The following is a 15,113-nucleotide window of genomic DNA, read 5'->3' as shown; positions in this document are numbered from 1 at the left end:
CAGTAATTTTTTGCACCTATGCCAGCTATTGATGAGCTGATTATACGTTTTATCCAATCTCCGCACGATCCGGCGTTACAGGAGGCTATCGCGGCTTTTGTCGCCGAAAGCCCCGGGCAGGCCCGCTATGTGGAGCAAAAGCTGGAAGCATGGCTGACAGCTTCGAATACACCTGTTGTTGCCACCACTGCGGTGAAAACAACAGCATTGCCGGCTTTTCTGTATGCTGTTAAAACATGGGTGGCAGCTGCGGTGCTCATCGTGGTGGCAGTACTGCTATTATGTTTCCGTCAGACAGCAGTGCCCCGCAAAATGTTTTCTCATGTCAACAATACCGGCCGGATAGATTCGTTACGCCTTCCGGGAGGTTATATCATACTGAACAAAAACGCGGCCATTTCGTTCGATAGCAGTGACCGGCGATCTGTTTATGCCGTGGTGTCCAAAGGAGATGTGTTTTTTGATCTCCACGACAATACTGCGTGTACGGTGCTGGTTCCCGGAGACTATCGGTTGGAAACGGCTGCAGGCGCCTTTCATGTGCACGCGTCTGCCAAAGGGGCGAAAGTATTTGTGACCCGTGGCCAGATCGGCGTTTCGGGGAAAAGGCCGGACACCATGCTCCTCAGTGCCAGCATGCAGGGAATATTGGACCGTCAGAAAGCGCCTGCCCGGAAAATGCTGGCCAGCCAGGCTCCGCTGGCATGGAAGACAAAACAGCTATCATTCCGCAATGTGCCGGCAGCGGAAATACTGGATGCCGTTTGCAGTTTTTATGATATTCAGATCACGGTCCCCCCTTCAGCAGAAAGCCGTTGTGCTAAAAAACTCACCATCAACCTGAACAAAAAAACAGAAAAGGAGACCATTGCGCTGTTACAACAGAGCCTGTCGGCCCACCTGGTAAAAGACAGCGTAGACACCTATTATCTCACGCTTAAATAAAGGCAATAAATAGCCGTTAGCGCCGGAAAGCCGGGCTGTGATGGGGTGGGTTAAAAGCTGTTGGAATGCGTACAGTACAGGGGGTTATGGTAGTGTTACAGGTTCAGGCCTGCGTGCAGGCGCAGGAGTACCTGTTTTAAGGAGGCGATGTCTTCTTCTCCTACGACTTCAACGTAGCTTGTTTCGATTTCTTTGATAGATTCTGAGGCTTCTATCAGCAGCATTTTCCCCATATCGGTGAGGAAGATAAGGCTGGCGCGATTGTCGGTGTCATGCTTGCGGGTAGCGATGTAGCCTTCTGCCTCCAGGCTTTTGACTACTTTGCTCATCGCCTGTTTGCTGATGCGGGCTTTCTTGGCCAGTTCATTGTTGATCGTACCGGCATCATCGATGTTGATCAGGACCACCATGTCGCCAGGGCGGAAGTTTTTGTAGCCTCGCTCCAGCAACTTTTCTGTCAGCCGCTGATCGAGGTCTTTTTTCACGAGGCTGAGCAGACGGCCCAGACTGGACTTTCTCCTGGCCAGGGAAGCCTCGTATCTTTCTTCTGTTGTACTCATAAATACTGTGGTAGGTTTGGTATGTTGAAACAGCGAAGGGCTGACACGGCGTCAACCCTTCGATCAATATGATTATGGTAAAGAACAGTGCTGTTTGTACACGTAATCAGCCATTACGGTATGGTCTCAAATATGCTTTCTGCTCTGGCGTAGCATCTCAGTCCGACGATGGTATTGCTTATCCCCACCCTTACTCTTTGTGCAGACCTGATGCTGGTAGATGTCAGTCAATCAGAGCCTAAAGCCCCCGCGATGCCCATTTCCAGGCCTCTCAGCTCTGCCAGCCCGCGCAGGCGGCCGATAGCGCTGTAACCCGGATTGGTTTTTTTCTGCAGATCGTCCAGCATCTGATGCCCATGGTCCGGCCGCATAGGAATGGAAACATTGCGGCGTTTCATGGTGAGCAGGATGTTTTTCACCACGGCAAACATATCTACGTCGCCTTCGAGGTGATTGGCTTCGTGGAAGTTGCCCTGCGCATCCCGTTGGGTGCTGCGCAGATGGATGAAGTGGATATGATCGCCCAGTCGTTCTATCATGCCTGGCAGATCGTTGTCGGCGCGTACGCCGTAGGAGCCGGTGCAGAAGCACAGCCCGTTGGAGGTGTAAGGAGCAGCGATCAGCAGCTCTTTAGCATCCTGCTCGGTGCTCACGATACGAGGCAATCCAAAAATCGGGAACGGAGGATCATCCGGATGGATGGCCAGTTTCACGCCCACCTCTTCGGCTACCGGTGCTATCTGTTGCAGGAAATAGAACAGGTGCAGCTTCAGCTGGGTGGCGTCAATGCCTTTGTATTTGTCGAGTGCTGCCTGGAACAGTTCCAGGGTAAAGCTCTCTTCAGAGCCGGGCAGCCCGGCGATAATATTTTTCTGTAACAGCTGTTTGGACGCTTCCGTCATGCTGTCGAAATGTTCTTTGGCGCGGGAGACCTCCTCCAGGGTATAATCTTTTTCCGCGTCAGGACGTTTCAGCATGAACAGGTCGAACGCCATGAAAGCTGCTTTTTCAAAGCGCAATGCTTTGGAACCATCGGCCACTTCGTAACTGAGGTCGGTACGGGTCCAGTCCAGTACCGGCATAAAATTGTAAGTCACCACGTGGATACCGGCAGCAGCCAGGTTACGGATAGACTGCTGGTAATTGGTAATATATTCCCGGAAATTACCGCTCTGCGTTTTAATATCTTCATGAACAGGGATACTCTCTACTACAGACCAGCTAAGGCCTGCGGCTTCGATCTCCGATTTACGCTTTAAAATTTCTTCAGTCGTCCACACTACTCCATTGGGTACATGGTGCAATGCTGTTACGATGCCGGTAGCACCGGCCTGTTTTATATCAGACAGGCTAACCGGATCATTGGGCCCGAACCATCGCCATGTCTGTTCCATTCTCAGCATAATGCAATATTAGTTTTAGTAAAATCCAGAACTTGTGAATCAAACCCCAAAAATAGAATCTATCAGCAGATAATCAAAGTTTAAATAACAAAAGCTGCCCGCTTATTCCGGTGTTTAGGTGATCAATACGATCATGAGGTCCATCACATTGGTTTGTGTAGGCCCTGTAATCAGCAACCCGCCTGCTTTTGAGAAGAATGTCCAGGCATCCTGCTGTTGCAGAAAACCGGAGGCGTGGAGTTGCAGCGCATGTGCTTTTTCCAGCGTATGGTTATCAACGATAGCGCCGGCGGCGTTAGTAGGCCCGTCGGTACCATCTGTGCCGGCACTCAGCAGCGTGATGCCTTCATGGCCGGCGAGCATAATAGCGGCCGCCAACGCCAGCTGTTGATTGCGGCCGCCTTTCCCTTTGCCTGTTACCTGTACGGTAGTTTCCCCGCCAGCGAGCAAACAACCGGGGCGAGGTCCCTGCCAGGCGATGGCGGCTGCTACCAGCCAGTCGGCCACCGTATGGGCGTCGCCGGTAGTGTCTGACGCCAGTACCTGCGGATGGTATCCCAGGCTGCGGGCTTTATCTGCCGCGGCTTGCAGGGCAATATGATTAGTGCCGGCCAGGTAGTGATGTACCTGCTTAAAAAAATTACTGCCTGCCTTGGGCGTGTCCGGAATAATACCGGCAACGCCATTGTCAAGATAACGGCGTAACGCCGGCGGCAGTTGAGCCAGTAACCGGTATTTCTCCAGGATGGCCATGGTGTCGGCAAAAGTAGACGGGTCGGGCACTGCCGGCCCGGAGCCGATCACACTCAGGTCGTCGCCTACCACATCGCTCAGCACCAGGGCACATAACGTGGCCGGGTATATGTTTTGTGCCAGCCATCCGCCCTTTATTTTAGAGAGATGCTTACGCACGATGTTCATTTCGTGAATGCCTGCACCACTGTTCAGCAACAGCGTGAACAGCTGTTGTACGTCTTCCAGCGAGCTGCCTTCCGGCACATCGGCCAGCAGGGCAGAAGCGCCACCCGACAGCAGCAGAACCACCAGATCGTGCTCACCGGCGGTAGCAGCTATTTCCAGGAAACGCCGGGAAGCTCCCAGGCTGTTCTGATCAGGCACGGGGTGACCGGCTTCCAGCAAGGTAAGATGTTGGAGCGGCAGCGCATGCCCGTGTTTGGTGACGATCAGTCCCTCCGGGCGCATATGCCCTTCCAGTACCCGTTCCAGCTCCTGCGCCATAGCAGCCGACGCCTTGCCTGCTCCCAGCACGATCAGTCGCCCGTGTGGGGGCAAAATATATTCATCTCCCGAAATAACAAGGGTAGAAGGGGCTTTTATCTGCACATGACGGCGTATCAGCTGCACCGGATGTACAGCGGATACTGCCTGCATAAAAATAGTTTGTATGTCGCCGGTAGCTGAAATGATAATACCTTTTGGTTATGGACGCGTAGCCTGTTTGCGTTGTCTTTTCTTTTCCATCTTTTCTTCCAGATGCTCTTTTTTGCTCATTTCCCAGTCGTTCCATTTCTTATACTGAGCAGCGGAGAGCACGTTTTTGAAACGCTGGCTGCGTTCTGTTTCCAGGGCTTTGAACTGTTGCATCCGGTCCTTTTTGGAAAGTGCGGTATTGGCGCGGATGGCGTCCATACGACGGATAATGTCGGTGTTGATAACGTAAATCTGCTGGTACTGGTCCCGGTTCAGACCTACCTTTCTGGATATTTTGTCGCTGATTTTGTCGGCCCTGCCTTCTACGCCCCAGCGCCCACTATTATTGGTACTGTCCCGGGTTTGTGCAGCGGTGGTCAGCCGGATGCCTGTCAGCAGGCAACACAGCAGCAGGACCGTGGGAAGCGAAAATATCTTCATAGTCACCAAGTATTATATGAAATTTAGACAAACTTAATGGGTAAACCTTTGTCAAATTATCCCTTTTTCGTGTTAATGCAAAAACTATTCGCCGCTACCACTCATAAAAAAAAGCGATAATTACTAACACCTCGGTCAATCATTTATTACATTTAAGACCAGCAACTGAAAATCTGAATCGTAAAAAAACCGAACATGAAAAGAGCTTTTGAGAAACCCGGGAGAGCCCTGCTTTCCCGCGGCGTCGCCTATGCCCTGAACCGGCACCGCAGTAAGCTGTTGGTGTTCTCGCTACTGTTGGCAGGCTCCTATGCCCATGCACAGGAGACCTTTCCGGTGAACGGAATTGCGGACCCTAAAGAAAGGTGTTTCGCTTTCACCCACGCTACCATCGTTAAAGATGCGCAAACAACCCTCCGCAACGCTACGCTGGTGATCCGTGACGGCAAAATCATAGATGCCGGTCCCGGTGCTGCCATCCCTAAAGACGCGGTGGTGGTGGATTGCAATGGGAAGTTTATCTATCCTTCTTTTGTGGACATCTTCAGCAGCTATGGCCAGGCTGAAGCAAAACGCCCTGGCGGCGGCTGGAATGCGCCACCACAGTTCCTCTCCAACACCAAAGGTGCTTATGGCTGGAATCAGGCCATCAGGAGTGAGATCAATGCGGTAGACCAGTTCAGCACCGATGAGTCCAAAGCGGCTACCCTGCGCGAAGCCGGCTTCGGCACCGTCGCTACCCAGCAAATGGACGGCGTGGCCCGCGGTACTGCCGCACTGGTGACGCTCGCGGGCGACAAAGAAAACAAAGTGATCGTTCGCGAGAAAGTGGCTGCGGGTTACTCTTTCGATAAAGGCAGTTCCACCCAGAACTATCCCAACTCACAAATGGGTTATATCGCCCTGCTGCGCCAGACTTACCTCGATGCGCAATGGTATAAGTCACAACCCGCCAAAGAAGGGGTGAACCTCAGCCTCCAGGCCTGGAACGCCAATCAACAGCTGCCCCAGATCTTTGAAGTGAAAGATAAATGGGACGCCCTTCGGGCAGACAAAATAGGCGATGAATTTGGCGTACAGTATATCATCAAAGCTGGTGGCAACGAATATCAGCGTATCTCCGAAATTGCGGCTACCAAGGCTACTTTTATCCTGTCGCTTAACTTCCCCGGCGCTATCGATGTGGAAGATCCCAATGATACCCGTTTTGTATCCCTGACGGAGATGAAACACTGGGAGATGGCGCCCTCACAGCCGGCCGCTTTTGAGAAAGCCAATATCCCGTTCTGCCTCACGGCTGCCGATCTGAAAGACGTGAAGTCATTCCTGAGCAGCGTACGCAAAGCCATCGAATATGGTTTGAGTGAACAGAAAGCCCTCGACGCACTCACCAAAACACCTGCCAACACCCTGAAAGTGTATGATAAAGTAGGCAGCCTCGAAGCAGGTAAACTGGCCAACTTCCTTATTACTTCCGGTCCGGTGTTCAAAGAAAATACCATCATCCTTCAGAACTGGGTACAGGGCAACCGCTACCTCGTAAAACAAGACGGATGGAACGATATCCGTGGTATCTATACCGTTACCCTTTCTCCCGGCAATAGCATCACCGTGGATGTAAAAGGCACTGCCACCGCACCTTTGGTGGCGGTATTGCAGAAAGATACCATCCCCGGCCGCATTGATGTGAATGGGAAGTTAGTGACCCTGTCGCTGCCGCTTACCAAAAATGGCCGTAGCAGCGTTAGGCTCAGTGGCCTGATCGGTGAAAGCAGCTGGTCAGGCACCGGTGTGGACACCAGCGGCACCACTGTAAGATGGAACGCCGTGTTTGCCCGTACGGCCCCCGCCAAAAGCGATTCCACCTGGAGAAGCAACCCTGTGGACGTAGGCCAGCCGTATTATCCGTTTAGCGGTTATGGTTGGGATAAACTGCCGCAACAGCAGGATATCCTCATCAAAAATGCGACGGTATGGACCAACGAAAAAGATGGTAAACTGGAAAATACCGACGTACTGGTACGCGGTGGTAAAATCGCACAGATCGGTAAAAACCTGTCTGCCGGCAACGCCCGCGTCATTGACGGTACGGGCAAGCACCTGTCGGCCGGCATCATCGATGAACACTCCCACATCGCTATCTCCAACGGGGTGAATGAATCTTCACAGGCTGTTACCGCTGAAGTGCGTATCGGCGATGTGCTTAATCCCGATGATGTGAATATCTACCGCCAGCTGAGCGGCGGCGTTACCGCCTCCCATCTGCTGCATGGCAGCGCCAACCCCATCGGCGGACAGTCACAGCTCATTAAACTGCGCTGGGGCCAGGATGCGGAAGGATTGAAGGTAACCAACTGGGACCCCTTCATCAAATTCGCACTGGGTGAAAACGTGAAGCAGTCCAACTGGGGCGAACGCAACACCGTCCGCTTTCCGCAAACCAGAATGGGCGTGGAGCAGGTATATGTAGATGCGTTTACCCGTGCCCGTGACTACGAAAAGCAGGGTGCCGGCAAACGGCGCGACCTGGAGCTGGATGCGCTCCTGGAGATCCTCCAGGCCAAACGTTTTATTACCTGTCACTCTTACGTACAGAGCGAAATCAATATGCTGATGCATGTGGCCGACAGCTTCCATTTCCGTGTCAACACTTTCACTCACATCCTCGAAGGGTATAAAGTGGCGGATAAAATGAAAGCCCATGGCGCCGGCGCCGGTACTTTCGCCGATTGGTGGGCCTACAAAATGGAAGTACAGGACGCGATCCCGTACAATGCTGCCATCATGCATAAAGTGGGCGTAGTCACCGCCATCAACTCTGATGATGCGGAGATGGCCCGCCGCCTGAACCAGGAAGCCGGCAAGATCGTGAAATATGGTGGTGTGCCGGAAGAAGAAGCCCTCAAAATGGTGACGCTCAACCCCGCACGCCTGCTGCATGTAGATAACCGCATGGGCAGTGTCAAAGTAGGGAAAGATGCTGACCTGGTGCTGTGGAGCGACAATCCGCTGAGCATCTACGCCAAAGCAGAAAAAACAATCGTGGACGGTATCGTGGAATTTGACCGCGACTATGACCTGCAGCTGCGCCAGCGCATCGCTGCAGAGCGCAACCGCCTCGTGCAAAAACTGCTGGGCGAAAAGAAAAAAGGCACGCCTACACAGAAAGCCGCTTTCACACCGGATGAAATGTACCACTGCGAAGATTTACACGCTGGTCATCAGGAAGGCCTCGGATTAACTACCGGCGCCGGGTTCTAAAAAACTGAAACATCATGAAAAGAAGCATATATCTACTGGCCCTGGCTTTTGGCGTAAGTTCCGCCTATGCGCAGGAGACCATTTTGCCGGCCCGCCCGCAGGACAAGCCGGTATATCTTACCAACGCTGTTATCCATGTTGGCAACGGCCAGGTGATCGAAAACGGTACCATCGCTTTTGCCAAAGGGAAAATAACAGCTGTCGGCCCCAGCGTGTCTGCCTCCGGCGACGCTACCGTACTGGATATGAAAGGACAGCATGTGTATCCCGGCATCATTGCGCCGGACACCAAACTGGGGCTGGTGGAATTTGAAAGCGTGAGAGCTACCATCGATGAGCGGGAAGTAGGGGAGATCAACCCTTCCATCCGCTCCATCATCTCTTATAATACCGATTCCAAGGTGATCAACACGCTGCGGTCCAACGGTATCCTGCTGGCACAGGTAACACCCGAAGGCGGTATCGTCAGCGGTACCTCCTCAGTGGTGCAGCTGGATGCGTGGAACTGGGAAGATGCCGCTTATAAAACAGATAATGCGCTCCATTTCTTTATGCCCCGCCTGGTGAGCATCGGCTCCGGCCGCGGTCCCAGAGGCCCGCAGGCGAAAGACCCGGTAAAGGAAGGCCAGGAGAAAATTGAAACAGTGAGGGTGTTTTTCCGGGAGGCGAAAGCCTACCTGCAGGAAAACAAACATGCTGCTACCAATATCAAATTTGAATCGATGCGCAAGCTGTTCAACCGTGAACAGAAACTGTTCATCCACTGCGAGCTGGTAAAGGAAATGCTGATCGCCATTGATTTTGCCAAAGAGTTTAATGTGGACGTGGTCATCGTTGGCGGCGCCGACTCCTGGCAGATAGCAGATCTCCTGAAACAAAACAACATCGCGGTAGTGCTCACCCAGCCGCATAGTTTGCCACTGACACAGGACGATGATATTGACCAGCCCTATAAAACAGCCGCCCAGCTGCAGAAAGCGGGTGTGTTGTTCTGCCTGAGCAATGAAGGTTTCTGGCAACAGCGCAACCTCGGCTTTGAAGCCGGTACAGCCAGCGCTTTCGGCCTGAGCCGCGAAGAGGCACTGTCCGCAGTGACACTGAATGCCGCTAAAATACTGGGCGTTGATAAAATTACCGGTTCACTGGAAGCCGGTAAAGATGCCAATATTGCTGTTAGTACCGGCGATATGCTGGATATGAAGTCCAGCGTGATCACCCGTGCTTTTATTCAGGGCCGGGAAGTGAACTTGGACAACAAACAGCATCAGCTGTATGAAAAATATCAACAGAAATACGGTATCAAATAATATTATTGGTATCAACATAAAAAAAGGGAAGATCAAGGATGATCTTCCCTTTTTTATTGCGGTAGTATTTTGATTACACTGCTTTCACGAGGAAATAGTTCTTCCCTTTCTGGAGCAGGATATATTTATCCCTGAGCAGGGAGCTGGTGTTGATCACCATGTCGATGCCGGGGACTTTTACTTTGTTGACACTCACACCGCCGCCCTGCACGGTTTTACGGGCTTCTCCCTTGCTGGGGAAAATACCTGTTTCCGCGAGGAAACTAACGATGTCTTTACCAGCTTCCAGATCGGTTTTGGCAATTTCGTGCTGGGGAAGTTTAGAGGTGATATCAACCAGATCTTCTTCCGATAAAGCCAGCAGTGCTTCTGCCGTGTTTTTGTTATACAGGATAGAAGATGTTTCCACTGCGCCATTATAGGCTTCTTCACCGTGGATGAAGGTGGTCACTTCCTGTGCGAGCCTTCTTTGTAGAATACGTTTACCCGTATCTTGTCTGTGTTCTTCAATCAACGCGTCCACTTCTTCTTTTTCGAGGAAGGTGAAGATTTTGATATAGCTTTCGGCATCTATATCGCTGGTGTTGAACCAGAACTGGTAAAACGCGTAAGGGGACGTCCTTTTCGGGTCCAGCCATACGGTGCCTTGTTCTGTTTTACCGAATTTGGTGCCGTCCGCTTTTTTGATCAGCGGGCAGGTGAAGGCGAAGGCCTGGCCTTGTGCCTTACGGCGGATCAGTTCCGTGCCGGTCACGATATTGCCCCATTGATCGGAGCCGCCCATCTGCAGTTTACAGTTTTTGGCGGTATACAGGTGAAAGAAGTCGTATCCCTGAATGAGCTGATAGGTAAATTCGGTGAAAGACATCCCGCTATCTCCTTCGATTCTTTTTTTCACAGAATCTTTGGCCATCATATAGTTAACGGTGATGTGCTTACCCGTATCGCGGATAAAGTCGAGGAAGGAAATGTGCTGAAACCAATCATAGTTATTCACCATTTCCGCCGCATTAGGTTTGGCAGGATCAAAGTCCAGGAAGCGCTCCAGCTGTTTCCTGATACCGTCCACATTTTTCCGGAGGGTTTCGTCGTCGAGCATCTTCCTTTCTTCTGCCTTGAATGAGGGGTCGCCCACCATACCGGTAGCGCCACCTACTAACGCCAGGGGCTTATGTCCTGCCTTTTGCAGGTGCACCAGCAACAGGATGGGTACCAGGCTACCGATGTGCAATGACTCTGCAGTAGGATCAAAACCAATGTAAGCAGTGGTCATCTCCTTTTGCAGTTGCTCTTCCGTGCCAGGCATCATATCCTGTAGCATACCCCGCCAGCGCAGTTCTTCTATCAGATTCATGATTCAATAACAATTTTTGCAAACCTACACAAAAATGTCTGAACAGGGGAGATAAGCTGTAAAGCACTGTTTTTTCGGCAGCTTACAGAAATGCCTTATTTTTAACCGGAAGCCACGACCTGGCGGACCACAATCGTATTTATACACCCTGTTATATATTATCTCCAAAATTTATCTGTTATGAAAAAAGGATGGTGTTTTATCCTGATGTTACTATTGGCCGGATCATTATCAGCGCAGGATTGTGCCGGTTATTACTACCTGCTCAACAATGCGCAGGTGGAAATGACCATGTATGACGGGAGCAATGCCCCGGTTGGCAAAACCATTTACAAAGTAAATAATGTGCACAAGGAGGCCACCGGCACCACCTCCAATTTTACGGCAACGGTATATGATAAGACCGAGAATATGATCACCACCAGCCAGGGCACCTTCAAATGCAGTGGTGACGGGATTGCGCTGGACATGAAAGTAGGCATGCCTTCTTTCTCCCAGCTGAAAGACCTGAAAATGGAAGCTAAAACCACCAATGCCTTCCTGAACTATCCGGCTAATATGCAGGTAGGACAGGACCTGAAAGGGGGCACGTTTGAGATGGCCGGTAATATGGGCGGCATGGAGATCGGCATCGCTTATACAGTGAACAACCGGAAAGTAGTGGGGAAAGAGAAAGTCACCACACCTGCCGGCACCTGGAACTGTTATAAAATCAATTATAACCTGTCGTTTAAAATGCAGATGATGGGAAATACGGTGCCTATAGACCTTACCGCAACCGAATGGTTTGCGCCGGGATTCGGCATGGTGAAGACAGTATCTTATAAGGAAGGAAAAGAGGCGGGTTCAACGATGATCACCAGCTTCAAAAAATAATAAAATCCGTAAATCAAAAAATTCCTACATGAAACGGCCTTGTATCACTACAAGGCCGTTTTTTATTTACATCCTTTGGAGGCATTTCACCAGACTGTCTCGCCAGTAGGGAATGTGTATACCAAAGGTGGTTTTTATTTTTTCTTTATTCAGGACGCTATAGGCAGGTCTTGCAGCAGCTGTCTTGTATTTATCGGAAGTAACCGGCAACACCTTCGTGGTCGCTGCGGTGAGTTCTTTGATCGTCACGGCAAAATCGTACCAGCTGGTCACGCCTTCGTTGCTATAGTGATAAACGCCGCCCAGCGCTGCTTCGGGATGATCAGCCTTGTATTGCAGCATCTCCAGCAAGGCAGCAGCGAGGTCGCCTGCATAGGTAGGGGTGCCCGCCTGATCAAACACCACGCTGAGTTCTTCTCTTTCCCGCATCAGTTCCTGCATGCGTTTCACGAAGTTGACCGCATACTCGGAATACAGCCAGGAAGTACGCACCACGATGGTATCGGGGTTGTATCCGGTGGCCGCTGCTTCTCCGCGCAGTTTGGACGCGCCGTAGATGCTCTGCGGATCGGTATCGTCTTCCTCGGTATAAGGCACGTTCTGTTTGCCGTTGAACACATAATCGGTGGAGATGTGTATCAGCTGTGTGTTATGCTGTGCGCATATTTCGGCCAGGGATAAAACAGCCTGGAAGTTGAGCAGAAACGCATTTTCTTCATCCGCTTCTGCTTTGTCTACCGCCGTATAGGCGGCACAGTTAATACAGGCATCTATCTGGTTGGCACTGAAATAAGCGGCCAGTGAGTCGGCACTGGTGATATCCAGTTCACTGGCATCGGTAAAGAGCAGGTTGAACTGTGGATAGGCTGCAGACACTTTTTTCAGGGACTGCCCCAGCTGGCCGTTTCCGCCGGTAATAAGAATGTTTTTCATGACAAATAGCTGCTGTTAAAAGACAAAATTATGGGTCACCTCTGCCAGTTTGGGCAGCACAAGATCTTTTTCTGACACCAGCGCATGCTGAAGGTCAATGCCCCAATCGATGTCCAGTGCCGGATCATTAAAGATAATTCCGCCTTCACTGCCTTTGTGATAGAAATTATCACATTTATACATCACTTCGGCGGTTTCGCTGATAACGGCATAGCCGTGTGCAAATCCTTTAGGGACCAGCAACTGTTTTTTATTTTCTGCAGTGAGTGTTATCGTATAGGATTTACCGTAGGTAGGTGATCCTTCACGAAGATCCACTACTGCATCTACGATGGCACCTTCCAATACTCTGATCAGTTTGGTTTGTGCATAAGGTTCCAGCTGATAGTGCAGGCCTCTCAGCACACCGTAGGAGGAGCGAGCCTGGTTGTCCTGAACAAAGTTGTATTCTATGCCGGCAGCCAGGAACGTATTGGCATTGTAGCTCTCGAAAAAATATCCACGGTGGTCTCCGAAGACAGTTGGCTCATATATGATTAACCCGGGAAACCCGGTTTCTGTAAAAGGCATAACTATATTTATCGCTTTTGGTACTGTTCCTGATAATATTTTTGGTAATTGCCGCTGGTGACATGTTGTAACCACTCTTCATTGGCAAGATACCAGTCCACTGTTTTTTCCAGGCCTTCTTCAAACTGGAGGGAGGGTTCCCATCCCAGTTCCTTGTTCAGCTTGGTGGCATCTATCGCATAGCGCAGGTCATGTCCGGCGCGGTCTTTTACGTAGGTGATCAACTGAGCAGAGGTACCTTCAGGGCGGCCCAGTTTCTGGTCCATGATGCGACACAGCAGCTGTATCAGGTCAATGTTTTTCCATTCGTTGAAACCGCCGATGTTGTAGGTTTCACCAATTCTGCCTTTGTGGAAGATGGTATCGATGGCACGGGCGTGATCATTTACATACAGCCAGTCACGAACGTTCTCTCCTTTACCATATACAGGTACCGGCTTGTTGTTTTTGATATTATGGATCGCCAGCGGAATCAGTTTTTCCGGGAAATGGTGTGATCCGTAGTTGTTGGAACAGTTGGAGATAATGGCCGGCAGATGGTAAGTATGGTAATAAGCCATGACAAAATGGTCAGAGCTGGCCTTGGAAGCAGAATACGGCGAACGCGGGTCGTAAGCGGTGGTTTCATGGAAGAAACCTTCTTCACCAAGTGAGCCATATACTTCGTCGGTAGACACATGGTAAAACAGTTTGTTGTCCATGTTGTCTTTCCAGTACTTGCGGGCGGTGTTGAGTAACACAGCGGTGCCCAGCACGTTGGTCCTGATGAAAGCCAGTGGATCCATAATAGAACGGTCCACATGGCTTTCAGCAGCAAGATGTATCACGCCATCAAACTGGTACTTTCCGAAAAGCTGATCGATGAAAGCTTCGTCTGTAATATCTCCTTTTTCAAAAATATAATTTGGAAGATCTTTTACATCCAGCAGGTTTTCAAGGTTACCGGCATAGGTCAGTGCGTCCAGGTTCACGATCTGATAGTCGGGGTATTTGGTGACAAATAATCTGACTACGTGTGAACCAATAAAGCCTGCCCCACCTGTAATAAGTATTCTCCGTTTCATGGAATGGTTAATAGTTGTTTTCTATTTTAATAATGCTTGTTTGAAATATTCGTAGGTGATCTTTAACCCTTCCTGTCTGCCTACCTTAGGCTCCCATCCCAGGAGGGTACGGGCCTTGGTAATGTCCGGCTGTCGTTGTTTCGGATCATCTTTAGGCAACGGATGATAAACGATCTGCTGTTTGGAACCGGTCAGTGCAAGGATTTCCTCTGCAAACTGGTTGAGGGTGATCTCTTCCGGATTGCCGATGTTCACTGGCAGATGATAGTCGCTCAACAGCAGGCGGTAGATGCCTTCAACGAGATCGTCTACATAACAGAAGGAACGGGTTTGTTTACCATCCCCGAACACAGTCAGGTCTTGTCCGCTCAGTGCCTGGCTCATAAAGGCCGGTAATGCACGGCCATCGTTGAGGCGCATGCGCGGGCCGTAAGTGTTAAAGATACGGACGATCCGGGTTTCTACGCCATGGAAGTTATGATAGGCCATGGTAATAGATTCCAGGAATCTTTTGGCTTCGTCGTACACGCCTCGTGGTCCTACAGGGTTTACGTTGCCCCAGTATTCTTCCGTTTGCGGATGTACGTTAGGATCGCCATATACTTCGGAAGTGGAAGCTACCAGTATGCGGGCTTTCTTTTCCTTGGCCAGTCCCAGCAGGTTGTGTGTCCCCAGCGATCCTACCTTCAGTGTCTGGATCGGCATTTTCAGGTAGTCTATCGGGCTGGCTGGCGAAGCGAAGTTAAGGATATAATCCAGTTTACCCGGTACGTGGATAAACTTGGTTACATCGTGATGATAATATTCGAAGTCCTGTAGGGGGAACAGGTGTTCAATATTTTTGATATTGCCGGTAAGAAGGTTGTCCATGGCAATCACATGAAAACCTTCCTTAATGAAGCGGTCGCAAAGATGCGAGCCCAGGAAGCCGGCGGCGCCGGCTATCAGGATTCTCTTTTTTTCCATGT

The 15,113-nt window shown here is 50.7% G+C and carries 13 protein-coding genes; 4 read left to right on the top strand and 9 right to left on the bottom strand.

The window, feature by feature from the left end:
* Positions 1-18 precede the first annotated feature (18 nt).
* Entirely contained in the window at positions 19-945 is a 927-nt protein-coding gene (locus ICL55_RS19720) for a FecR family protein (RefSeq protein WP_188100355.1), read from the top strand.
* Positions 946-1,040: 95 nt separating this feature from the next.
* On the opposite strand, the gene ICL55_RS19715 is transcribed toward ICL55_RS19720, so the two are convergent.
* The 4 genes from ICL55_RS19715 to ICL55_RS19700 all read right to left on the bottom strand — a co-directional run bounded on the left by ICL55_RS19715 (position 1,041) and on the right by ICL55_RS19700 (position 4,780).
* Positions 1,041-1,505 (bottom strand): MarR family winged helix-turn-helix transcriptional regulator, encoded by a 465-nt coding sequence (locus tag ICL55_RS19715; RefSeq protein ID WP_188100353.1) that lies wholly within the window; start codon positions 1,503-1,505, stop codon positions 1,041-1,043.
* Positions 1,506-1,732: 227 nt separating this feature from the next.
* Positions 1,733-2,908, bottom strand: a complete 1,176-nt coding sequence (gene uxuA / locus ICL55_RS19710) for a mannonate dehydratase (RefSeq protein WP_188100351.1) — start codon at positions 2,906-2,908, stop codon at positions 1,733-1,735.
* A gap of 114 nt (positions 2,909-3,022) precedes the next feature.
* Positions 3,023-4,306, bottom strand: a complete 1,284-nt coding sequence (locus ICL55_RS35600; protein ID WP_343067834.1) for a glycerate kinase type-2 family protein — start codon at positions 4,304-4,306, stop codon at positions 3,023-3,025.
* Positions 4,307-4,348: 42 nt separating this feature from the next.
* Positions 4,349-4,780, bottom strand: a complete 432-nt coding sequence (locus ICL55_RS19700; protein ID WP_188100347.1) for a hypothetical protein — start codon at positions 4,778-4,780, stop codon at positions 4,349-4,351.
* 195 nt (positions 4,781-4,975) lie between these two features.
* Here ICL55_RS19700 and ICL55_RS19695 point away from each other — a divergent pair, with 195 nt between their 5' ends.
* Positions 4,976-8,041 (top strand): amidohydrolase family protein, encoded by a 3,066-nt coding sequence (locus ICL55_RS19695; RefSeq protein WP_188100345.1) that lies wholly within the window; start codon positions 4,976-4,978, stop codon positions 8,039-8,041.
* 14 nt (positions 8,042-8,055) lie between these two features.
* Positions 8,056-9,348, top strand: a complete 1,293-nt coding sequence (locus tag ICL55_RS19690) for an amidohydrolase family protein (RefSeq protein ID WP_188100343.1) — start codon at positions 8,056-8,058, stop codon at positions 9,346-9,348.
* A 73-nt stretch (positions 9,349-9,421) separates the two neighbouring features.
* On the opposite strand, the gene tyrS is transcribed toward ICL55_RS19690, so the two are convergent.
* Entirely contained in the window at positions 9,422-10,702 is a 1,281-nt protein-coding gene (tyrS, locus tag ICL55_RS19685) for a tyrosine--tRNA ligase (RefSeq protein ID WP_188100341.1), read from the bottom strand.
* Positions 10,703-10,882: 180 nt separating this feature from the next.
* Between tyrS and ICL55_RS19680 the strand changes: the two genes are divergently transcribed.
* Positions 10,883-11,578, top strand: coding sequence for a TapB family protein (locus ICL55_RS19680; protein WP_188100339.1), 696 nt, complete (start codon positions 10,883-10,885; stop codon positions 11,576-11,578).
* Positions 11,579-11,644: 66 nt separating this feature from the next.
* On the opposite strand, the gene rfbD is transcribed toward ICL55_RS19680, so the two are convergent.
* Genes rfbD through ICL55_RS19660 form a run of 4 tightly spaced genes read right to left on the bottom strand, consistent with a single transcriptional unit; the run spans position 11,645 to position 15,111 of the window.
* Positions 11,645-12,511 carry a dTDP-4-dehydrorhamnose reductase gene (gene rfbD, locus ICL55_RS19675; protein WP_188100337.1) on the bottom strand — a complete coding sequence of 289 codons (867 nt, stop codon included), beginning with the start codon at positions 12,509-12,511 and terminating at the stop codon, positions 11,645-11,647.
* A 15-nt stretch (positions 12,512-12,526) separates the two neighbouring features.
* Entirely contained in the window at positions 12,527-13,081 is a 555-nt protein-coding gene (rfbC, locus tag ICL55_RS19670) for a dTDP-4-dehydrorhamnose 3,5-epimerase (RefSeq protein ID WP_188100335.1), read from the bottom strand.
* Positions 13,082-13,089: 8 nt separating this feature from the next.
* Entirely contained in the window at positions 13,090-14,145 is a 1,056-nt protein-coding gene (rfbB, locus tag ICL55_RS19665) for a dTDP-glucose 4,6-dehydratase (RefSeq protein ID WP_188100333.1), read from the bottom strand.
* 21 nt (positions 14,146-14,166) lie between these two features.
* Positions 14,167-15,111, bottom strand: a complete 945-nt coding sequence (locus tag ICL55_RS19660; RefSeq protein ID WP_168871638.1) for a UDP-glucuronic acid decarboxylase family protein — start codon at positions 15,109-15,111, stop codon at positions 14,167-14,169.
* Between the last annotated feature and the right edge of the window lie 2 nt (positions 15,112-15,113).

This window comes from Chitinophaga varians, from assembly GCF_014529945.1.
Taxonomy (GTDB): Bacteria; Bacteroidota; Bacteroidia; order Chitinophagales; family Chitinophagaceae; genus Chitinophaga; species Chitinophaga varians.
This window is presented reverse-complemented; position numbering and strand designations above follow the sequence as displayed.